General features: G+C 60.8%; 18 protein-coding genes. 7 read left to right on the top strand and 11 right to left on the bottom strand.

What is annotated here, in order from left to right; all coding sequences use genetic code 11:
• Positions 1–199 precede the first annotated feature (199 nt).
• From KGB28_RS07665 to KGB28_RS07640, 6 genes are all read right to left on the bottom strand, one after another.
• Positions 200–1168, bottom strand: a complete 969-nt coding sequence (locus KGB28_RS07665; protein ID WP_223443894.1) for a CDP-6-deoxy-delta-3,4-glucoseen reductase — start codon at positions 1166–1168, stop codon at positions 200–202.
• Positions 1168–2634, bottom strand: coding sequence for a 4-hydroxy-3-polyprenylbenzoate decarboxylase (gene ubiD, locus KGB28_RS07660; RefSeq protein WP_008048693.1), 1467 nt, complete (start codon positions 2632–2634; stop codon positions 1168–1170). The genes KGB28_RS07665 and ubiD overlap by 1 nt, the downstream gene beginning before the upstream one ends.
• A 69-nt stretch (positions 2635–2703) precedes the next feature.
• The gene (locus KGB28_RS07655) at positions 2704–4701 is read right to left on the bottom strand and encodes an acyltransferase family protein (protein WP_223443892.1); all 1998 of its coding nucleotides are present in this window, start codon (positions 4699–4701) and stop codon (positions 2704–2706) included.
• Positions 4702–4897: 196 nt separating this feature from the next.
• On the bottom strand, positions 4898–6157 hold the full coding sequence (gene rho, locus KGB28_RS07650) for a transcription termination factor Rho (protein ID WP_046039047.1): 1260 nt from the start codon (positions 6155–6157) through the stop codon (positions 4898–4900).
• Positions 6158–6404: 247 nt separating this feature from the next.
• A complete protein-coding gene (trxA, locus tag KGB28_RS07645; RefSeq protein ID WP_003206727.1) occupies positions 6405–6734 on the bottom strand; it encodes a thioredoxin TrxA in 330 nt (109 codons plus the stop codon).
• A 120-nt stretch (positions 6735–6854) separates the two neighbouring features.
• Positions 6855–7562 (bottom strand): FadR/GntR family transcriptional regulator, encoded by a 708-nt coding sequence (locus tag KGB28_RS07640; RefSeq protein ID WP_046039540.1) that lies wholly within the window; start codon positions 7560–7562, stop codon positions 6855–6857.
• 256 nt (positions 7563–7818) lie between these two features.
• Here KGB28_RS07640 and KGB28_RS07635 point away from each other — a divergent pair, with 256 nt between their 5' ends.
• The 5 genes from KGB28_RS07635 to ppx all read left to right on the top strand — a co-directional run bounded on the left by KGB28_RS07635 (position 7819) and on the right by ppx (position 12385).
• Entirely contained in the window at positions 7819–8604 is a 786-nt protein-coding gene (locus tag KGB28_RS07635) for a transporter substrate-binding domain-containing protein (RefSeq protein ID WP_008048680.1), read from the top strand.
• Positions 8605–8626: 22 nt separating this feature from the next.
• Positions 8627–9295: an amino acid ABC transporter permease gene (locus KGB28_RS07630; protein ID WP_095945540.1), complete on the top strand. Its 669-nt coding sequence runs from the start codon at positions 8627–8629 to the stop codon at positions 9293–9295.
• A complete protein-coding gene (locus KGB28_RS07625) occupies positions 9292–9942 on the top strand; it encodes an amino acid ABC transporter permease (protein ID WP_223443890.1) in 651 nt (216 codons plus the stop codon). Before KGB28_RS07630 ends, KGB28_RS07625 begins: the two co-directional genes overlap by 4 nt.
• Entirely contained in the window at positions 9929–10666 is a 738-nt protein-coding gene (locus KGB28_RS07620) for an amino acid ABC transporter ATP-binding protein (RefSeq protein WP_223443888.1), read from the top strand. The genes KGB28_RS07625 and KGB28_RS07620 overlap by 14 nt, the downstream gene beginning before the upstream one ends.
• A 216-nt stretch (positions 10667–10882) precedes the next feature.
• Complete coding sequence (gene ppx, locus KGB28_RS07615) at positions 10883–12385, top strand: exopolyphosphatase (RefSeq protein ID WP_223443886.1); 1503 nt, start codon at positions 10883–10885, stop codon at positions 12383–12385.
• A 179-nt stretch (positions 12386–12564) separates the two neighbouring features.
• On the opposite strand, the gene ppk1 is transcribed toward ppx, so the two are convergent.
• Positions 12565–14793 carry a polyphosphate kinase 1 gene (gene ppk1, locus KGB28_RS07610; RefSeq protein WP_223443885.1) on the bottom strand — a complete coding sequence of 743 codons (2229 nt, stop codon included), beginning with the start codon at positions 14791–14793 and terminating at the stop codon, positions 12565–12567.
• 18 nt (positions 14794–14811) lie between these two features.
• Complete coding sequence (gene hemB, locus KGB28_RS07605) at positions 14812–15825, bottom strand: porphobilinogen synthase (protein ID WP_223443883.1); 1014 nt, start codon at positions 15823–15825, stop codon at positions 14812–14814.
• Between the two features lie 208 nt (positions 15826–16033).
• Between hemB and KGB28_RS07600 the strand changes: the two genes are divergently transcribed.
• Entirely contained in the window at positions 16034–16666 is a 633-nt protein-coding gene (locus KGB28_RS07600) for a DedA family protein (protein ID WP_150757487.1), read from the top strand.
• Here KGB28_RS07600 and KGB28_RS07595 read toward each other — a convergent pair.
• Positions 16647–17882, bottom strand: a complete 1236-nt coding sequence (locus KGB28_RS07595) for a sterol desaturase family protein (protein ID WP_223443881.1) — start codon at positions 17880–17882, stop codon at positions 16647–16649. The two genes, KGB28_RS07600 and KGB28_RS07595, sit on opposite strands and share 20 nt — an antisense overlap.
• Before the next feature lie 115 nt (positions 17883–17997).
• Here KGB28_RS07595 and elbB point away from each other — a divergent pair, with 115 nt between their 5' ends.
• Positions 17998–18666, top strand: a complete 669-nt coding sequence (elbB, locus tag KGB28_RS07590) for an isoprenoid biosynthesis glyoxalase ElbB (RefSeq protein ID WP_008048662.1) — start codon at positions 17998–18000, stop codon at positions 18664–18666.
• A 119-nt stretch (positions 18667–18785) separates the two neighbouring features.
• Here elbB and KGB28_RS07585 read toward each other — a convergent pair whose 3' ends face one another.
• Positions 18786–19241: a YaiI/YqxD family protein gene (locus tag KGB28_RS07585; protein WP_223443879.1), complete on the bottom strand. Its 456-nt coding sequence runs from the start codon at positions 19239–19241 to the stop codon at positions 18786–18788.
• 106 nt (positions 19242–19347) lie between these two features.
• On the bottom strand, positions 19348–21246 hold the full coding sequence (locus KGB28_RS07580) for a cytochrome c/FTR1 family iron permease (RefSeq protein ID WP_223443877.1): 1899 nt from the start codon (positions 21244–21246) through the stop codon (positions 19348–19350).
• Positions 21247–21341 lie beyond the last annotated feature (95 nt).

Below are 21341 nucleotides of genomic sequence, written 5' to 3'. Positions count from 1 at the left end.
CTGAATGACATATAACCTACCGACATTTATAGAAGTTTATAAATGCCGATTGGCTATATATAGAGTTATAAACCTGTAGGAGCGAGCTTGCTCGCGATGCACTCAAGGTCAACGCGCTCCTCCAGACTGCAAGCGTTATCGTTGACCTCCATCGCGAGCAAGCTCGCTCCTACAGGGGGAGCAGCATCAGGATCCAGGCTCAAGAGCGCGGTGCGTAGGCAAACACATCGGCACGCATCTGGTGAGCGTCCATCCCCGCTTCCACCAGCGCATCCAGCGTGCCGTAGACCATGGCCGGAGAGCCACTGGCGTACACATGCAGCGGCTTGAGGTCAGGGAAGTCTTCACAGACCGCCTCATGCAACATGCCGCACCGCCCTTCCCAGCCGCATTGATCGCTGACGACCTTGTGCAGGAACAGGTTGGGCAGCTTCAGCCATTCGTCCCAATGTTCGATTTGATAAAAATCTTCAGGACGACGCACGCCCCAATACAGATGCACCGGATGCTTGAAACCCGAGGCCCGGCAATGCTCGATCAGACTGTGGATCTGGCCCATGCCGGTACCAGCGGCGATCAGCACGAGAGAACCGTCCGGCAACTCCTCCAGGTGGGTATCGCCAAACGGCAACTCGACCCGCACCATGCTGTTGCGCTGGAGCTGTTCGATCAGGCTCAGCGCACTGGATTCGCGCGCCAGTACGTGGATTTCCAGGTCGCGCCCCGCATGCGGGGCCGAGGCGAGGGAGAAGGCGGACTTTTCGCCGTTCTCGCGCTCGATCATCAGGTACTGGCCGGCGTGGTAGCGCGGTGGTTTGCCGGCCGGAGCCCGCAGACGCACGCGCCAGGTGTCGCCGCCCACCTCCTTGCACTCAATGACCTGACACGACACGCTGCGCACCGGCAGTTCTCCCAGCGCGAGCACACCATCCCACAGCACGATGCAGTCTTCCAGCGGCTCCGCTATGCAAGTGTAGAACTCGCCATGGTCACGCACATTGCCGGCCTGCTCGACCCGGCCTTCCACCAGCAACGCCGCGCACACGTGGCAATTGCCGTTGCGGCAGCTTTGCGGGCATTCGTAGCCCAGACGTCGTGCGCCATCGAGAATCCGCTCGCCGGGCAATATCTCAAGCACTGCTCCGGAGGGCTGCAAGGTTACACGCATCAATCTATTCCTAACTGATTCCAGATGGCATCGATCCGCTGGGTCACGGCATCGTCCTTGACGATGACTCGACCCCATTCGCGGGTAGTTTCACCCGGCCATTTATGCGTGGCATCGAGGCCCATTTTCGACCCCAAGCCGGAAACCGGCGAGGCGAAGTCGAGGTAGTCGATCGGCGTGTTGTCGATCATCACCGTGTCGCGCTTGGGGTCCATGCGCGTGGTGATGGCCCAGATCACGTCGTTCCAGTCCCGGGCGTTGATATCGTCGTCGGTGACAATAACGAACTTGGTGTACATGAACTGTCGCAAAAACGACCAGACACCCAGCATTACCCGCTTGGCATGGCCTGGATACGACTTTTTCATGGTCACGATGGCCATGCGGTACGAGCAGCCTTCGGGCGGCAGGTAGAAATCGGTGATCTCCGGGAACTGCTTCTGCAGGATCGGCACGAACACTTCGTTCAACGCCACGCCGAGGATCGCCGGCTCATCCGGCGGACGGCCGGTGTAGGTGCTGTGGTAGATCGGCTTGATCCGGTGGGTGATGCGCTCGACGGTGAACACCGGGAAGCTATCGACTTCGTTGTAGTAACCGGTGTGGTCGCCGTACGGACCTTCATCGGCCATCTCGCCCGGATGGATCACGCCTTCGAGGATGATTTCGGCGGTGGCCGGCACTTGCAGGTCGTTGCCCCGGCACTTCACCAACTCGGTGCGGTTACCGCGCAGGAGGCCTGCGAAGGCATATTCGGAAAGGCTGTCAGGCACCGGGGTCACGGCACCAAGGATGGTCGCCGGGTCAGCGCCCAGGGCCACGGAAACCGGGAACGGCTGGCCCGGGTGCTTTTCGCACCACTCGCGGTAATCCAGCGCGCCGCCACGGTGGCTCAGCCAGCGCATGATGACCTTGTTGCGGCCAATCACCTGCTGACGATAGATGCCGAGGTTCTGGCGATCCTTGTTCGGGCCTTTGGTGACGGTCAGGCCCCAGGTGATCAAAGGACCGACGTCGCCCGGCCAGCAGGTCTGCACCGGCAACATGGCCAGGTCGACGTCGTCGCCTTCGATGACCACTTCCTGGCACACCGCGTCCTTGACGACTTTCGGCGCCATCGAAATGATCTTGCGGAATATCGGTAGCTTGGACCAGGCATCCTTCAAGCCTTTCGGCGGCTCGGGTTCCTTGAGGAACGCCAGCAGCTTGCCGATCTCGCGCAGCTCGCTGACCGACTCGGCACCCATGCCCATGGCGACCCGCTCGGGGGTACCGAACAGGTTGCCGAGCACCGGGATGTCATAGCCTGTCGGCTTTTCGAACAACAGCGCCGGGCCTTTGGCACGCAGCGTGCGATCACACACCTCGGTCATCTCCAGCACTGGAGAGACGGGGATCTGGATGCGTTTCAACTCTCCGCGCTGCTCAAGCTGCTGCACGAAATCCCGAAGATCCTTGAATTTCATTGATGATGGCACCCGAAAAATAGGCGTACATCCTACCTGCTCTGCCGGCCGCTGGCAGCTTATCGCTGCTTATCTGGATGCATTCACCTGCGGTTTCCCCGGGTTTGCCCTGGCTTGCAGACTGACAAACAGCGGTTCGAGGATCGGCGCCACCCACCGCGCTCCCACCTCCGAGAGGTGATTGTCATCGGTGTACAACGAGTAGCCGCCGCGTTCGGCGCGGCACAGGCCACTCGCATCACATAGCCTCGGCGCCGGATCCACCACCTGTACCGCCGGATCTTGCGCCAGTTGTGCGAACAATTGACTGATGAATGCCTGGCGCTTGTGATGCTCTGCGAGCGCCAGCCCAACATCGTCGACCGGACGGTCCAGCATTGCCAGACGGGTGAGGCGATACGGCGGGCTGAAGGCCTGCAACGGCACCTCTTTTACCAGCCACACCCGATGCCCGCCGGCACGCAATTGCGCGACCCGGGTACGCAAGCCATCGGCCAGACGTTGTTCGGCACTAGCGCGGTCGTAATGCCCGTCAGCGCTTTTCAGAGCGTGATCCAGATCACCTTTGCCATCGCCGTAGAGGTACAGGCTCCAGTGCGCGACCAACACCACATCGCTGACAGCTTGCGGCTTCAAGGCCTGTTCAAGGCGCCGATTGAACCGCGCACAACGCGCATCGTGCTCCAGGCCTTCGACAGGCAAACAACCAGCAGAACTGGCAAGCATCACGTTGACACCATGGGCCTTGGCCCCCTCGTCGAAAACCGGAATCAACGCCGTGGCATGACTATCGCCCCAGACAAGCGCTGGGGGCAGGCGGTTTTGCACGCCATAACGGCAGAACAACTTGTCATCCGGCGTCTTGTCATCGGCCAGGCAGGCCATCAGTTCCGGCCGCCATTCGCGAGCCTTGGCGTATTGCAGGGCCTGGTCAGACAGACGCCACGGCAAGCCGTCGGTCCAGCGCAAGGTCTGCCCGGCCAGGCCGAGCACCAGGACACCGCAGGCACCGGCCAGCAAAATCTGCCGGCGCCCGGCGAGCAGGCGACGCTCACGAAACGGGGTCTCGACGAATTTCCAGGACAGATAACCCAGCAACAGCGTCAGCAAAATCAACCCGGTACTGTCGACAGCACTCGGTTCACCGACGCTGGCATAGCTGGAGAATACGAACACCGGCCAGTGCCACAAGTACCAGGAATAAGAAATCAGGCCGAGGCCGACCATTATCCGACTGCTCAAAAACTGACCAACCCAGGTTTCACGATGACCATTGGCCAGAATCAGCAGCACCACGCCAAGCACCGGCAGCAACGCCGCAACGCCCGGGAATGGCGTGGCCTTGTCATAACCGAACACCGCCAACAGGATCAACAGCATGCCGAGCAGGCTCAGCCACTGCGCCGCCATCGGCTTGAGACGCCACCCATGCCTGGGCGCGACCGCCAGCATCGCACCGGCCAACAGCTCCCACGCACGCATAGGCAACAGGAAGAAGGCTTTTTCCGGATGATGGGCGACGGCCCACACACTCAAGCCAAAGGACAGCAGCAATACGCCGAACAGTGCCAGTCGCCAATGCTTGAGACGGCTCGACAGCAGTGTCAGCAGCAACGGGAAGACGATGTAAAACTGCTCCTCCACCGCCAGCGACCAGGTGTGCAGCAGGGGTTTAAGATCGGAGGCGATATCGAAATAGCCGTCCTGGCGCATGAACAGGATGTTGGACACGAACATCACCTGGTAACGCACCGAACGCCCCAGCTCTTCGTAATCCTTCGGCGCCAGCAACAGCCAGCCGACCGCCAGCACCGCGATGATCATCGCGAACAACGCCGGCAAAATCCGCCGCGCACGCCGGGCCCAGAAATCGACGAAGCTGAATTGCCCGGCCTGACGCTGATTCCAGATGATCGACGTGATCAGGAAACCGGAAATCACGAAAAACACGTCCACGCCGACAAAGCCGCCGGTAAACCCCGGAACGCCAAAATGAAACAGCACGACAGCGATCACCGCCACTGCGCGCAAGCCGTCGATATCCCTTCGATAAGCCAGTGAGCTCATAAACATAAAACCAGTCAGATCGTTGTTTTCAGCGCGCTTGAGCATCACCCCCGGAGATGACTGCTAACGCGGCTGGTTGAAGTGCTAACCAACTGACCTTGGCCAATCAAAAACCTCCCATGGCCTGGGCAAAAAATGCGGGCAAAAAAAATGGCGCCCCACCGGGGCGCCATTCTCTTGAACTCAACGGGCGATGTTACTTGCGCTTCATCGACAGGAAGAATTCGTCGTTGGTCTTGGTCGTTTTCAGCTTGTCGACCAGGAACTCGATGGCAGCCACTTCATCCATCGGGTGCAGCAGCTTGCGCAGAATCCACATGCGCTGCAGCTCGTCGTCGGCAGTCAGCAACTCTTCGCGGCGGGTGCCGGAACGGTTGATGTTGATGGCCGGGAAGACGCGCTTTTCAGCGATACGGCGATCCAGCGGCAGTTCCATGTTGCCGGTGCCTTTGAATTCCTCGTAGATCACTTCGTCCATCTTCGAGCCGGTTTCAACCAGCGCGGTGGCGATGATGGTCAGCGAGCCGCCTTCTTCGATGTTCCGCGCAGCACCGAAGAAACGCTTCGGTTTCTCCAGGGCGTGGGCATCGACACCACCGGTGAGCACTTTGCCGGAGCTCGGGATCACGGTGTTGTAGGCGCGAGCCAGACGAGTGATGGAGTCGAGCAGGATCACCACGTCTTTCTTGTGCTCGACCAGGCGCTTGGCCTTCTCGATCACCATTTCGGCAACCTGCACGTGGCGGGTTGGCGGCTCGTCGAACGTCGAGGCAACCACTTCGCCGCGCACGGTGCGCTGCATTTCGGTTACTTCTTCCGGACGTTCGTCGATCAGCAGCACGATCAGGTGAACTTCAGGGTTGTTGCGCGCGATGTTCGCGGCAATGTTCTGCAGCATGATCGTCTTGCCCGCTTTCGGCGGTGCAACGATCAGACCGCGCTGGCCTTTACCGATCGGGGCGCACAGGTCGATGACACGACCGGTCAAGTCTTCGGTGGAACCGTTACCGGCTTCCATTTTCATGCGCACGGTCGGGAACAGCGGGGTCAGGTTCTCGAAGAGAATCTTGTTTTTCGCGTTTTCCGGACGGTCGTAGTTGATCGTGTCGACCTTGAGCAGCGCGAAATAACGCTCGCCTTCCTTTGGAGGGCGGATCTTGCCAACGATGGTGTCACCGGTGCGCAAGTTGAAACGACGGATCTGGCTCGGCGAGACGTAGATATCGTCTGGGCCGGCGAGATAGGAAGCGTCAGCGGAGCGCAGGAAGCCGAAGCCGTCCTGGAGAATCTCCAGCACGCCATCACCGGAGATTTCCTCACCGCTTTTCGCGTGCTTCTTGAGCAGGGAGAAAATCACGTCCTGCTTGCGCGAACGGGCCATATTTTCTATGCCCATCTGTTCGGCCAATTCGAGCAGTTCGGTAATCGGCTTTTGCTTGAGTTCAGTCAGATTCATATAGGAATGACGTAATCATTTATGGAGGGGGGAAATTAAGCTTTTGGCTTAATGAGGCCGCGCCGCGGAGAAGGCGACAGGATCGCGTACTTATTCGAAAAGGAGTGCGTCGGCGACGGCTAGCAGGGGGCAATGGAGAAACCAGTGCGGGGCCGAATGTACCACCTGAGTTTAGGAGCGTCTAGCCCTGAATACGCAAAAAGCCCCGCTATTTGCGGGGCTTTTTCAGGATACTTTGCAGCGACGCTTAGATGTTGGCGTCGAGGAAGGCAGCCAGTTGCGACTTCGACAGTGCGCCGACCTTGGTCGCTTCAACGTTGCCGTTCTTGAACAGCATCAGGGTCGGGATACCGCGCACGCCGTGCTTGGCCGGGGTTTCCTGGTTTTCGTCGATGTTCAGCTTGGCAACGGTCAGCTTGCCTTTGTAGGTCTCGGCAATTTCGTCCAGAACCGGAGCGATCATTTTGCAAGGGCCGCACCATTCAGCCCAGTAGTCGACCAGTACAGCGCCTTCGGCCTTGAGTACGTCGGCCTCGAAGCTAGCGTCGCTAACGTGTTTGATAAGATCGCTGCTCATGGAATTCTCCAGGTTGTAAGCAAAAAAACGTGGCCCATCATAGCTGCCCTTCCCTCGTTCAGGAAGGTGCAGATGATTGAGTCTCGCTATGGTGATTCATGAGTTTGGGTATAGCTCAGGTCATGAAGTGACGGGAGCGATGAACGCGATTCCGGTGCGCAATGCGGCATTGCGTACGTGCTCTTGCATGGCCTTTTGCGCGGCGCCAGACGCTCGGCGAGCCAGCGCACGAAGGATTTTGCGGTGTTCCTGCCAGGTTTCCATGGCCCGCTCGACCCGGATGAACGGTAGCTTCTGGCTCTCCAGGAAGATGTCGGCGCTGGCGGTCAGGATGCTCAGCATCGCCTGATTGCCGCTGGCCAGCAGGATACGGCGGTGGAATTCGAAATCCAGGCGGGCCGCGGCTTCGAAGTCGCCGGACTTCAGTTCGTTGCGCATGGCGGCGACATTGTCTTCCAGCACATCGAGTTCGTCGGTACTCAAGGTTACGGCCGCCAACCCCGCAGCAAAACCTTCCAGCGCATAGCGCAACTGAAAGATGTCCAGCGGTGAAGCCTGCGCCGCGAACGGCCAGCCCGGCGCCGCATCGCCTCGCGGCAACTCCACAGGCGATTGCACGAACACGCCTTTGCCCGGCTGGATGCTGATGACGCCCAGCGCACTCAGCGATGACAACGCCTCGCGCAACGACGCCCGACTAACCCCCAATTGCACCGCCAGGTCCCGTTGCGAGGGCAAGGCATCCCCCGGCCCGAAGCCCTGTTCGGTAATCAGTTTGCGGATGGCTTGCAGCGCCACTTCAGGTACGGCGCGGGAGATCGAGTTCATGGTTTTCCAGACGAACCAGGCCAATGTGCGCTCAGTTGTAAAGCTATTCGCGACGCCCGGCAAGTCGTGCCCCATGGGGGTTCGATGATTTTCACGGCTGCGCCATCGGGGTGCGAAACGCAGCCTGACTGTTCAGACCAGTAAGACCGTGCGACGCCAGCAAAACCGCGCTCTGGCGCCCCCAAAACCCTATGTTGGCATGGCCCATGCTCTGTCGATCCGCAGAAATCACTTATTGCCGATCCGGAGATTTGCCATGACCCAGCGTTACAGCGCCCTCCTCGCAGCCTTGTTTGCCAGCCTGATGCTGAGCCAGGCACCCGCCCACGCCGACGGTCTGGAGGATGTGGTCAAGCGCGGCGTCCTCAAGGTCGCCGTGCCCCAGGACTTCCCGCCCTTCGGCTCGGTCGGCCCGGACATGAAACCCCGCGGCCTCGACATCGACACCGCGAAACTGCTGGCCGACCAGCTCAAGGTCAAACTCGAACTGACCCCGGTCAACAGCACCAACCGCATCCCGTTCCTCACCACCGGCAAGGTCGACCTGGTGATCTCCAGCCTCGGCAAGAACCCGGAGCGCGAAAAAGTCATCGACTTCTCCCGCGCCTACGCGCCGTTCTACCTCGCCGTGTTCGGTCCGCCAGACGCTGACATCAAAGGCCTGGACGATCTCAAGGGCAAGACCATCAGCGTCACCCGTGGCGCCATCGAAGACATCGAGCTGACCAAGGTCGCCCCCGAAGGCGTGACCATCAAGCGTTTCGAAGACAACAACTCGACCATTGCCGCGTACCTGGCCGGGCAAGTCGACCTGATCGCCAGCGGCAACGTGGTGATGGTCGCGATCAGCGAGAAGAGCCCGAAACGCGTGCCGGCGTTGAAAGTGAAGCTCAAGGATTCGCCGGTCTACGTCGGCGTCAACAAGAACGAGCCGGCGCTGCTGGACAAGGTCAACCAGATCCTCGTGACCGCCAAGAGTGACGGCGCGCTGGAAAAGAACGCCCTGACCTGGCTGAAAGAACCGCTGCCGGCCGATCTCTGATTCGGCGCGCTGGAGACGTTTTATGGCTTATCAGTTCGATTTCCTGCCGGTGGTGAACAACACCGACCTGTTGTTGCGCGGTGCGTTGTTCACCCTTGAGCTGACCGCCATCGGCGCTTTGCTCGGCGTGGGGCTGGGCATCGTCGGGGCGCTGGTGCGGGCGTGGAACATCCGGCCTTTCGCGGGGATTTTCGCGGTCTACGTCGAGTTGATCCGCAACACGCCATTCCTGGTGCAGTTGTTTTTCATCTTCTTCGGCTTGCCGTCCCTGGGCGTGCAGATTTCCGAATGGCAGGCGGCGGTGCTGGCGATGGTCATCAACCTCGGCGCCTATTCCACCGAGATCATCCGCGCCGGCATCCAGGCGATCCCCCGGGGTCAGCTGGAGGCTGCGGCGGCACTGGCGATGACGCGCTTCGAAGCGTTCCGTCATGTGGTGCTGCTGCCGGCATTGGGCAAAGTCTGGCCGGCCCTGAGCAGCCAGATCATCATCGTCATGCTCGGTTCGGCAGTCTGCTCGCAGATCGCCACCGAAGAGCTGAGCTTCGCTGCCAACTTCATTCAATCGCGCAACTTCCGCGCTTTTGAAACCTACGCCCTGACCACACTGCTGTACCTGTGCATGGCGCTGCTGATCCGCCAGTTGCTGAACTGGATCGGCCACCGCTTCATTGCAAGGAGCAGCCGATGAGCGACTTCACCTTCTGGGACATCGTGCGCAACCTGCTCACGGGCCTGCAATGGACGCTGGCGCTGTCGCTGGTGGCGTTCATTGGCGGCGGGCTGATCGGCTTGCTGATCATGGTCATGCGCATCTCGAAAAAACCCCTGCCGCGCAGTTTCGCCCGCACCTACATCGAACTGTTTCAGGGCACACCGCTATTGATGCAGCTGTTCCTGGTGTTTTTTGGCGTGGCGTTGGCCGGGATAGAGATTTCGCCGTGGATGGCGGCGGCGATTGCACTGACGTTGTTCACCAGCGCTTATCTGGCGGAGATCTGGCGCGGTTGCGTCGATTCGATTCCCAACGGTCAGTGGGAGGCCTCATCGAGCCTGGCGCTGAACCCACTGGAGCAACTGCGCTACGTGATCCTGCCGCAGGCCCTGCGCATTGCCGTGGCGCCGACGGTGGGGTTTTCGGTGCAAGTGGTCAAAGGCACCGCCGTCACCTCGATCATCGGCTTCACCGAACTGACCAAGACCGGCGGCATGCTCGCCAACGCCACCTTCGAACCCTTCATGGTCTACGGCCTCGTCGCCCTCGGCTACTTCCTGCTGTGCTACCCCTTGTCGCTCAGTGCGCACTACCTGGAAAGGAGACTGCATGCCTCTGCTTAGAATTTCCGCCCTGCATAAATACTACGGCGATCACCATGTGCTCAAAGGCATCGACCTGAGCATCGAGGAAGGCCAGGTGGTGGCGATCATCGGTCGCAGCGGCTCGGGCAAGTCCACCCTGCTGCGCACCCTCAACGGCCTGGAGTCGATCAACGACGGCGTGATCGAAGTCGACGGCGAGTACCTCGACGCCGCCCGCGCCGATCTGCGCAGCCTGCGGCAGAAAGTCGGCATGGTGTTCCAGCAGTTCAACCTGTTCCCGCACCTGACCGTCGGCGAAAACGTCATGCTCGCGCCGCAAGTGGTGCAGAAAGTACCGAAAGCCAAGGCCACCGAACTGGCGCGGCAGATGCTGGAAAGAGTCGGGCTGGGGGAAAAGTTCGATGCCTTCCCTGATCGGCTGTCCGGCGGGCAGCAACAGCGGGTGGCGATTGCCCGGGCACTGGCGATGTCGCCGAAGGTTTTGCTGTGCGACGAAATCACCTCGGCCCTGGACCCGGAACTGGTCAATGAAGTGCTGAGCGTGGTCCGGCAACTGGCCAGGGAGGGCATGACGCTGATCATGGTCACCCACGAAATGCGCTTCGCCCGGGAGGTTGGGGATAAGTTGGTGTTCATGCACCAGGGCAAGGTGCATGAGGTTGGGGATCCGAAAGCACTGTTCGCCAACCCGCAGACGGCGGAGCTGGCGAATTTCATCGGGACGGTTGAGGCGGCGGGCTGACAGAGCTTCAGCGCCAGCGAGGCCGTCATCGTCGGAACGCCGCCCGGACCAAGCTCGCTCCCACATGGGGCCTGCGCCGGTCGCAGGATTAGAGGCAACCTTGGAACCCTGTGGGAGCGAGCTTGCTCGCGATTGACCGCGAAGCGGTCACCTACGCGTTGGCGGCAGCCTTTGATCGTGGCACGATGTCGAGGTTATCGACCGAGACCCCTGACCATGCCGCAATCCCAAGCCAAGAATCTGTCCCTGATCGCCGCAATCGACCTGGGCTCCAACAGCTTTCACATGGTCGTGGCCAAGTCCCAGAACGACGAGATCCGAATTCTCGAGCGTCTCGGGGAGAAGGTTCAGCTGGCCGCTGGCATCGACGAAGAACGCCATCTCAACGAAGAATCGATGCAGCGCGGGCTCGACTGCCTCAAGCGCTTCGCCCAACTGATCAGCGGTATGCCCACCGGCGCCGTTCGCATCGTCGGCACCAACGCCTTGCGTGAAGCCCGCAACCGCGCCGAATTCATCCATCGCGCCGAAGAAATTCTCGGTCACCCGGTGGAAGTCATTTCCGGCCGTGAAGAAGCGCGCCTGATCTACCTCGGCGTGTCCCACACCCTCGCCGACACCCCGGGCAAGCGCCTGGTGGCCGACATCGGCGGCGGCAGTACCGAATTCATCATTGGCCAGCGCTTCGAACCGCTGCTGCGCGAAAGCCTGCAGATGGGCTGCGTCAGCTACACCCAGCGCTATTTCAAGGACGGCAAGATCACCCCGGCCCGTTACGCCCAGGCATACACCGCGGCACGGCTGGAGATCATGAGCATCGAACACGCCCTGCACCGCCTGACCTGGGATGAAGCCATCGGCTCCTCGGGCACCATCCGCGCCATCGGTCTGGCGCTGAAGGCTGGCGGCCACGGCACCGGCGAGGTCAACGCCGAAGGCCTGGCCTGGCTCAAGCGCAAACTGATCAAGATGGGCGACGTCGAAAAAATCGATTTCGAAGGCATCAAACCGGATCGCCGGACGATTTTCCCGGCGGGTCTGGCGATCCTCGAAGCGATCTTCGACGCCCTCGAACTGCAACGCATGGATCACTGCGAAGGCGCCCTGCGCGAAGGCGTGCTCTATGACCTGCTGGGCCGCCATCATCACGAAGACGTGCGCGAACGCACCCTCACTTCGCTGATGGAGCGCTACCACGTCGATCAGGAACAGGCGGCACGGGTCGAGCGCAAGGCGCTGCATGCATTCGATCAGGTGGCCGAGGACTGGGATCTGGAAGACGGCGTCTGGCGCGAACTGCTCGGCTGGGCGGCCAAGGTCCATGAAGTGGGCCTGGACATCGCTCACTACCAGTACCACAAGCACGGCGCCTACCTGATCGAGCATTCGGACCTCGCCGGGTTCTCCCGCGAAGACCAGTTGATGCTCGCGCTGCTGGTACGCGGTCACCGCCGCAACATTCCCAAGGACAGGTTCGCCGATTTCGGCGACGACGGCATCAAGCTGATTCGCCTGTGCGCGCTGCTGCGCTTTGCGATCCTGTTCCACCACATCCGTGGCACCCAGCAAATGCCCCAGGTGGAATTGAACGCCAATGGCAACCACCTGGAAGTGGTGTTCCCGGAAAACTGGCTGGACGAAAACCAGCTGACTCAGGCCGACTTCGAAATTGAAGCGCAATGGCTGACCCGGGTCGACATCGTGTTGACCGCTCGCTGAAATTGAAAAAGGCCTTCTTCGGAAGGCCTTTTTTTGTCTGCGATTCTGCAAACGCCAACTAACCCTGTGGGAGCGAGCTTGCTCCGGGCGGCGATCCGACGATGACGGTGTGTCAGGCAACAATGTGTTGATTGACCGTCCGCTATCGCGAGCAAGCTCGCTCCCACAGGTTGCTGGCGTTAACGAACCGCCAGGATCGGGCTGCCCAAACGCTCCAGCAATGTCGCCTGGGCGCTGCGCGGGTTCTGGTTGCCGGTCGGCGTGTTACGGATGTAACGACCGTCCGACTGCAGGCTCCAACTGTGGGTGTTATCGGTCAGATACAACTCCAGCTCTTTCTTGACCCGCATGATCAGCTTCTTGCCTTCCACCGGGAAGCAAGTCTCGACGCGCTTGTCGAGGTTGCGTTCCATCCAGTCGGCACTGGACAGATACATCTGCTCGTCGCCACCGTTGAGGAAGTAGAAGACCCGGGTGTGTTCCAGGAAGCGGCCAATGATCGAACGCACGTGGATGTTGTGGGAAACCCCGGCAATGCCCGGCCGCAGGCAGCACATGCCACGCACCACCAGATCGATACGCACACCTGACTGGCTGGCCTTGTACAACGCGCGGATGATCTTCGGATCGGTCAGCGAGTTGAACTTGGCGATGATGTGCGCCGGTTTGCCGTCGAGGGCGAACTGGGTCTCCCGGGCAATCATGTCGAGCATGCCCTTTTTCAGAGTGAACGGCGCGTGCAGCAGCTTCTTCATGCGCAGCGTTTTACCCATGCCGATCAACTGGCTGAACAGTTTGCCGACGTCTTCGCACAAGGCGTCGTCGGAGGTCAGCAGGCTGTAGTCGGTATACAGGCGGGCGTTGCCGGCGTGGTAGTTACCGGTGCCGAGGTGCGCGTAACGCACGATCTCTCCGGCCTCGCGACGCAGGATCAGCATCATCTTGGCGTGGGTCTTGAAGCCGACCACACCGTAGATCACCACCGCACCGGCCGCTTGCAGACGGCTGGCCAGCTGCAGGTTGGATTCCTCGTCGAACCGCGCGCGCAATTCGATCACTGCCGTGACCTCCTTGCCGTTACGCGCCGCATCCACCAGCGCATCGACGATTTCCGAGTTGGCGCCGGAACGGTACAGGGTCTGGCGCACCGCCAACACGTGCGGGTCCTTGGCGGCCTGGCGCAGCAGGTCGACCACCGGGGTGAACGACTCGAACGGGTGCAGCAGCAGGATGTCCTGCTTGCTGATCACGCTGAAGATGTTCTCGCTGTTCTGCAGCAGTTTCGGAATCTGCGGGGTGAACGGCAGGTATTGCAGCTCGCGCTGGCTGTCCAGGCCGGTGATGCTGAACAGCCGCGTCAGGTTCACCGGACCGTTGACCTGATACAACTCCGTCTCGCTCAGGTTGAATTGCTTGAGCAGGTAGTCGGACAGGTGTTTCGGGCACGTGTCGGCCACTTCCAGACGCACTGCATCGCCATAGCGACGGGAGAACAATTCGCCGCGCAAGGCGCGGGCCAGGTCTTCGACGTCTTCGGAGTCCAGCGCCAGGTCAGCGTTCCGGGTCAGGCGGAACTGGTAGCAGCCCTTGACCTTCATGCCCTGGAACAGGTCATCGGCGTGAGCGTGAATCATCGACGACAGGAATACATAGTTGTCGCCAGCGCCACCGACTTCTTCCGGCACCTTGATGATCCGCGGCAGCAGGCGTGGCGCCGGGATGATCGCCAGACCGGAATCGCGACCAAAGGCGTCGATGCCTTCGAGCTCGACGATGAAGTTCAGGCTCTTGTTCACCAGCAACGGGAACGGGTGCGTCGGGTCGAGGCCGATCGGGGTGATGATCGGTGCGATCTCGTCGCGGAAATAGCGGCGGACCCAGGTCTTGAGCTTGGTCGTCCAGTTACGGCGACGGATGAAGCGGACCTGATGTTTTTCCAGCTCCGGCAACAGAATGTCGTTGAGGATCGCGTACTGGCGATCGACGTGACCGTGGACCAGTTCGCTGATGCGCGCCAGCGCCTGATGCGGTTGCAGACCATCGGCGCCGGCCTGTTCACGGGCGAAGGTGATCTGCTTCTTGAGGCCGGCGACGCGAATCTCGAAGAACTCGTCCAGGTTGCTGGAAAAGATCAACAGAAACTTCAGCCGCTCCAGCAATGGGTAGGACTCGTCCAGCGCCTGCTCCAGCACGCGGATGTTGAACTGCAGTTGCGAGAGCTCGCGGTGGATGTACAGGCTGCTGTCATCCAGGCCGGGAATGGCCAGCGCTGGCGCTGGCGCTGTCGCGGCGGTTTCGACGACCGCCGCGGGCGGAGCTGGCTCCAGCTCCGGCGGGGTCTCGTCGACTTGCTCCACCACAGGTTGAGCGTCTTTTACGGCAACTTCAGTGAGTACTTCGGTATTCATCGAATGTTCCTGGGAGGGCTATTTTTGCTCTCGTAACAATTGAGCGGCACGAACGGCAAAGTACGTCAGGATGCCATCAGCCCCTGCACGTTTGAAAGCGGTCAGGGACTCGAGGATAACCCCTTCGCTCAACCAGCCATTCTGGATCGCCGCCATGTGCATGGCGTATTCGCCGCTGACTTGATAAACAAACGTCGGCACTTTGAATTCTTCTTTTACCCGGCACAGGATGTCCAGGTACGGCATGCCTGGCTTGACCATGACCATGTCTGCACCTTCTGACAAGTCCGCCGCCACTTCGTGCAGGGCTTCGTTGCTGTTGGCCGGGTCCATCTGATAGGAGGCCTTGTTGGCCTTGCCCAGGTTCAGCGCCGAACCGACCGCATCGCGGAACGGGCCGTAATAGGCGCTGGCGTACTTGGCCGAGTAGGCCATGATCCGCACGTTGACGTGACCGGCCACTTCGAGGGCTTCGCGGATCGCCTGGATGCGACCGTCCATCATGTCCGACGGCGCCACGACCTGAGCGCCGGCTTCGGCGTGGGACAGGGCTTGCCTGACCAGTGCGTCGACGGTGATGTCGTTCTGCACGTAGCCTTCTTCATCAAGAATGCCGTCCTGGCCGTGGGTGGTGAACGGGTCCAGGGCAACGTCGGTGATCACGCCCAACTCAGGGAATCGCGCACGCAGCGCACGGGTCGCGCGTTGGGCGATACCTTGCGGGTTCCACGCTTCGGCGGCGTCCAGCGACTTGAGTTCCGCGGGTGTCACCGGGAACAGCGCCAGCGCCGGAATCCCCAGTTCGACCCACTTGGCTGCTTCTTCCAGCAACAGGTCGATGGTCAGGCGTTCAACGCCCGGCATCGAAGCCACCGCTTCGCGACGGTTTTCACCGTCCAGCACGAATACCGGCAGGATCAGGTCATCGACGCTCAGGACGTTTTCACGGACCAGGCGACGCGAGAAGTCGTCACGACGATTGCGGCGCAGGCGGGTTGCGGGGAACAAGCGATTGGCGGGGGTAAAGCTCACGGCAGACTCCTGAGCCCGCGCTTACGGGCGAGCGTGACAGTTATAAGCGGCCATTATGACGAACGTATTACAATTGTGTGCACCCCTGTGACAGGTAGCCGCATTCCATTGTCGTTGTAGGAAATGTTCACGTCGAGACACATTTGGACACTTTCCTGAATGTGTCCGAAGGGTTAGGCTGCGCGTTCATTTCGCCAGCACCCAGACAATGCTCCAACAATTTCTGCATGACTTCGGCTACTTTGCCCTTTTTCTAGGCACGTTCTTCGAAGGCGAAACCATCCTGGTACTCGCGGGCTTCCTCGCGTTCCGTGGATACATGGACATCAACCTGGTGGTGGTCGTGGCCTTCTTCGGCAGCTATGCCGGCGACCAGCTGTGGTATTTCCTTGGACGCAAGCACGGCCGCAAACTGCTGGCGCGCAAACCCCGCTGGCAGATGATGGGTGACCGGGCACTGGAACACATTCGCAAGCACCCGGACATCTGGGTACTGAGTTTCCGCTTCGTCTACGGTTTGCGCACGGTCATGCCGGTGGCCATTGGGCTGTCGGGCTATCCGCCGGGCCGTTACCTGCTGCTCAACGGCATTGGCGCAGCGATCTGGGCCACAGCCCTGGCGGCCGCCGCGTACCATTTCGGCGCAGTGCTCGAAGGCATGCTCGGCAGTGTGAAGAAGTATGAACTCTGGGTGCTCGGTGCGCTGCTGGTCCTGGGCTTCGTGCTGTGGCTGCGTCGGCGCTTCAAGAATGCCCGCCTGGCCAAACAGGTCTACGCCGACGAACAAGCCCTGAAAGCTACGCGGACCAGCACCGAAGGCCCTACGACGCCAACCGAGTGATGCGGTTTCTGCAACAGTAGAGACCGATGCCGCTCAACAGACTGTAGCTGAGCAGGCCGACCCAGCCCACCGCGCCGGCCGGCCACAGCCCCATCATCGGGGCCAGCCATACCAATGGCAGATTCGACGCCAGCCGCAGCAGCTCCAGCTTCAACGCCCACGGGCGATTCTCCAGGGCCACGCCCAGCACAAACAGACCGAACGCCAGCGCTCCCCAGCCCAACACCAGGGCGGCGACTGGCAGCTTCGATTCAAGACTCATCAAGTAACTGCCCAGCGCGATGTAGACGCAGAACTGCAAGAGGACGTAGAGCTGCTGACGCCCGTCCAGCGCCACCTCGAATTTGCGAAAATGACTCAGGTCCGGCTTTTTCATCGGGTATCTGGCCGCCACGTCCGCCGGGCGCCAGCCAGTGCGCATGAACCAGATCCGCAGCTTGTCCCAGGTGCTTTCGGCACGCCGCGCATCTGCCCACAACTGCGCGTAGAACTGCACGTTCGCCCACACGGGGTTCCAGCTCGCCAGTGGCGTGGTCACGCCGAAGATCACCGGTTCGTTGTCGTCCTCTTCCTGAAACGAGCCGAACAGGCGGTCCCAAATAATGAACACGCCGCCGTAGTTGCGATCCATGTAGAGAGCGTTCTGCGCATGGTGAGCCCGATGATTGGACGGCGTGACAAAGAACCATTCGAACCAGCCAAGCTTGGGAATGTGCCGCGTGTGCACCCAGAACTGGTACAGCAGGCTCAGCGCCGCGACGCTGACGAACACCAGCAGCGGTATGCCGAACACCGCCATCGGCAGATAGAAGATCCAGCTCAACAGGAATCCGGTACTGGTCTGGCGCAACGCCGTGGACAGGTTGTAGTCCTCGCTCTGGTGATGCACCGAATGGGCGGCCCAGAGGATGTTGCGCTCGTGGCCCATGCGGTGCAGCCAGTAGTAGCAGAAATCGTAGAAGACAAAGGCAAACACCCAGGTCCAGACGCTGTCGGCCGACAGCTCGAACAGTGCCAGGTGCTTGAGAGCGAAGGCATAGGTCACCAGCCCCACACCCTTGGTCAACAGACCCGTGGTGGTCGACAGCACGCCGGTACTGATGCTGTTGATCGCGTCCGCCACCCGATAATTGCTTACCCCGCGCCAACGGTCGGCCAGCAGCTCGACGGCGATCAGCACAAAGAAAAACGGCACCGCATACAGAATGAAGTCCATGACGCGCCCTGATCGGAATCTTGAGGACAGATGCTATGTGCAGCGGTGAATTAACCCTATGGCAACGCAGGACAAATTAGTGGACATTTAACGCCATGAATCTGGAGAAAAGCCCATGAGCAAAAAAGTTGCAGTGATCCTTTCCGGTTGTGGCGTGTACGACGGCGCCGAGCTCCACGAGAGCGTCATCACCCTGCTACGCCTGGACCAGCGCGGTGCCCAGGTGCAGTGTTTCGCACCGAACATCGCGCAGTTGCATGTGATCAACCACCTGACCGGCGAAGAAATGCCCGAATCGCGCAACGTGCTGGTGGAGTCGGCGCGGATTGCCCGGGGCAACATCAAGGATATCCGAGACGCGAACGTCGATGAGTTCGATGCGCTGATCGTGCCCGGCGGCTTCGGCTCGGCCAAGAACCTGTCCAGCTTCGCCATCGAAGGCGCCGGCTGCACCGTTCAACCGGATGTTCTGGCACTGACCGAAGCATTTGCCGAGGCCGGCAAACCAGTGGGGTTGATGTGCATCTCCCCTGCCCTGGCGGCAAAGATCTACGGACCTGGCGTCACCTGCACCATTGGCAACGACACCGACACCGCTGCCGCGATGAACAAGATGGGCGCGACCCATACCGATTGCGCGGTCAGTGACATCGTCGAGGACAAGGCGCGCAAACTGGTGAGCACACCGGCTTACATGCTGGCGCAATCGATCAGTGAAGCGGCGTCCGGCATCAACAAACTCGTGGACCGCGTGCTCGAACTGACCCACGAAAACGACGCCTGACACGGTTCAAGAATGTGGGAGCGGGCTTGCTCGCGAAAGCGGTGTGACAGCCAACATTAATGTTGAATGTACTGGCCCATTCGCGAGCAAGCCCGCTCCCACAGGGTTCTTGGCAAAGGTCAGGCTTTGCGTGTGAGCCGGGTCAAAATCCGGTCCAGCGCATTGGCAAACGCCTGCTTCTCACGGTCGCCAAACGGCGCCGGTCCACCACCCATTTGCCCCTGTTCGCGCAAATCCGTGAACAGGTTGCGAACCGCCAGCCGCTCGCCCATGTTCTGCGCGTCAAACTCCTTGCCCCGTGGGTCGAGCGCTGCCACGCCCTTCTTCACCAGACGATCGGCCAGCGGCACATCGCTGCAGATCACCAGCTCACCGGGCACCGCGTGTTCCACCAGATAATCGTCCGCAGCATCCGGTCCGCTCGGCACCACGATCAGCTTGACCAGTGCCAGCCCCGGTTTGGTCTGCGGCTGCCCGGCCACCAGCACCACTTCGAACTGGCGCTTGAGGGCGAACTTCACCACCAGATCCTTGGCTGCCCGCGGGCAGGCGTCGGCATCGATCCACACACGCATCAAATATTCCCCATCCAAAAAAATCGCGAGCAGGCTCGCTCCCAAAGGTTATACCCAATCCTGTGGGAGCGGGCTTGCCCGCGAATGTGAGCGCAGCGAATGCTTTTCAGGAAACCTGCACCCGCTGCCTCTCAACCACCCGGCTACGACCATACAACACGACAATCGCAATGATCGCCACAGCCTGGGCGCTCAGCGAATACGCATCGGCATGGATCCCCAGCCATTCGAAATCAAAGAACGGCACCGGCCGCGTGCCGAATATCCCGGCTTCCTGCAGCGCTTTCACGCCATGCCCGGCAAACACCACCGACAAGGCGCACAGCAGACCGGCGTTGATGCTGAAGAACAGCGCCAGCGGCAGCTTCGCCGAGCCGCGCAAAATCACCCAGGCCAGGCCGACCAGCAGCACCAGCGCCGTGGCCCCACCGGCCAGCACCGCGTTGTGCCCCGCGGGCCCTGCCTGCAACCACAGGGTTTCGTAGAACAGAATCACTTCGAACAGCTCGCGATACACCGAGAAGAACGCCAGGGTCGCAAAACCGAAACGCCCGCCGCCGCCCACCAGGCTGGTCTTGATGTAATCCTGCCAGGCCGCCGCGTGACGACGGTCATGCATCCACACGCCCAGCCACAGCACCATGACGCTGGCAAACAACGCCGTCGCGCCTTCCAGCAACTCGCGTTGTGAACCGCTGACATCAATCACATAGGCTGCCAGCGCCCAGGTGCCCAGCCCCGCCACAAACGCCAGGCCCCAGCCGACGTTAACGCTGCGCACGGCCGCCTGTTGATCCGTGTTACGCAGGAAAGCAAGGATCGCCGCCAGCACCAGAATCGCTTCCAGACCTTCGCGCAGCAGAATCAGCAGGCCGGAAATGTAACTCAGCGACCAGCTCAAACCCTCGTTGCCCAACAGGCCGGCCGATGCCTTCAACTTGTCCTTGGCCACGTCCAGGCGCTGCTCGACCTCGCTCACCGGCAAGCCGTCCTGCAACGACTGACGGTAGGCCATCAGGGATTTTTCAGTGTCTTTACGCACGTTGGCGTCAATGTTATCCAGCGAGCTCTCAACCAGCTCGAAGCCTTCCAGATACGCCGCTACCGATAAGTCATAAGCCTGATCATGCTCACCGGCACGATACGCCGCGATGCTCTTGTCCAGAGTGGCTGCGGTGTAGTCGAGCAGCTGCGCCGGGCCACGCTTGACCTGCGGCGGTTGCGCCCGCTGGGAACGGAAGGTCGCGGCGGCTTGCAGGCCTTCGGCGGCCTGTACTTCGGCCGGGGTCTGACGAGCCAGGTCGGCGATGTTGTAGGTCTTTTCAGCCTTGGCCGTCGCCGGGTCAACACTGAAGCTGGCGATATAGCTGGCCAGGTCCCAACGCTGACGATCATCCAGCTGATCGGCGAAGGCTGGCATGTCGGTGCCTTCGACCCCGAGGCCCAGGGTGTTGTAGATCGCGTAGAGACTCAGGTGATCCAGACGCGCGTTATCGCGCAGATTGGCCGGTGGCGGCGTCAGACCGACACCTGCCGGGCCATCACCCGCCCCGGCATCACCATGGCACACCGAGCAATGCTGGGCGTACAGCGGCGCCCCACGGGTCGGGTCCGGGGTAATGATCGGGGCCTGGCTGACTTCATAGGCCACGGCCAGCTTCGCCCCGAGCTGCCGCGCCTGGCGGATAACGTCAGCGCCGTCCTGACGCGCAGCAATCGCGTTACGCAGTGCGCTGATGCCCTGCTCCAGCCCGGCCTTTTCCGGTTTGGCTGGCATGGCGGCCACCAAACCTTGCAGGGCCTGGACGAACTCCAGTTGCTCGCGATATTCGGATTCGTTGACGACCTTGCCTGCCTGCACCGCTTGCGGGTAATCCGCACCAATGTAGTCGAGTAAATGCAGGGCTTGCGGTGCGCCTTCCACCGTGTCGGCCAGCAGGTTCAAGCTGCACAAGGCAAACACTGGCGCTATCAGCCAGGCCAGGAAACGGGACGGGGCAATCATGAATGAATCTCAATTGGAAACACGAAGTAACATATTGTTCCCTCCCAATCACTTTCACTCAAGCTTTGTTGTGGTTTGCAGGCATACCCCAAATG

This window comes from Pseudomonas sp. BF-R-19, from assembly GCF_019956445.1.
In the GTDB taxonomy this organism is placed as follows: Bacteria; Pseudomonadota; Gammaproteobacteria; order Pseudomonadales; family Pseudomonadaceae; genus Aquipseudomonas; species Aquipseudomonas fluorescens_BH.
The sequence above is the reverse complement of the archived record's forward strand: the minus strand, read 5'-3'. Positions and strand labels throughout refer to the sequence as shown.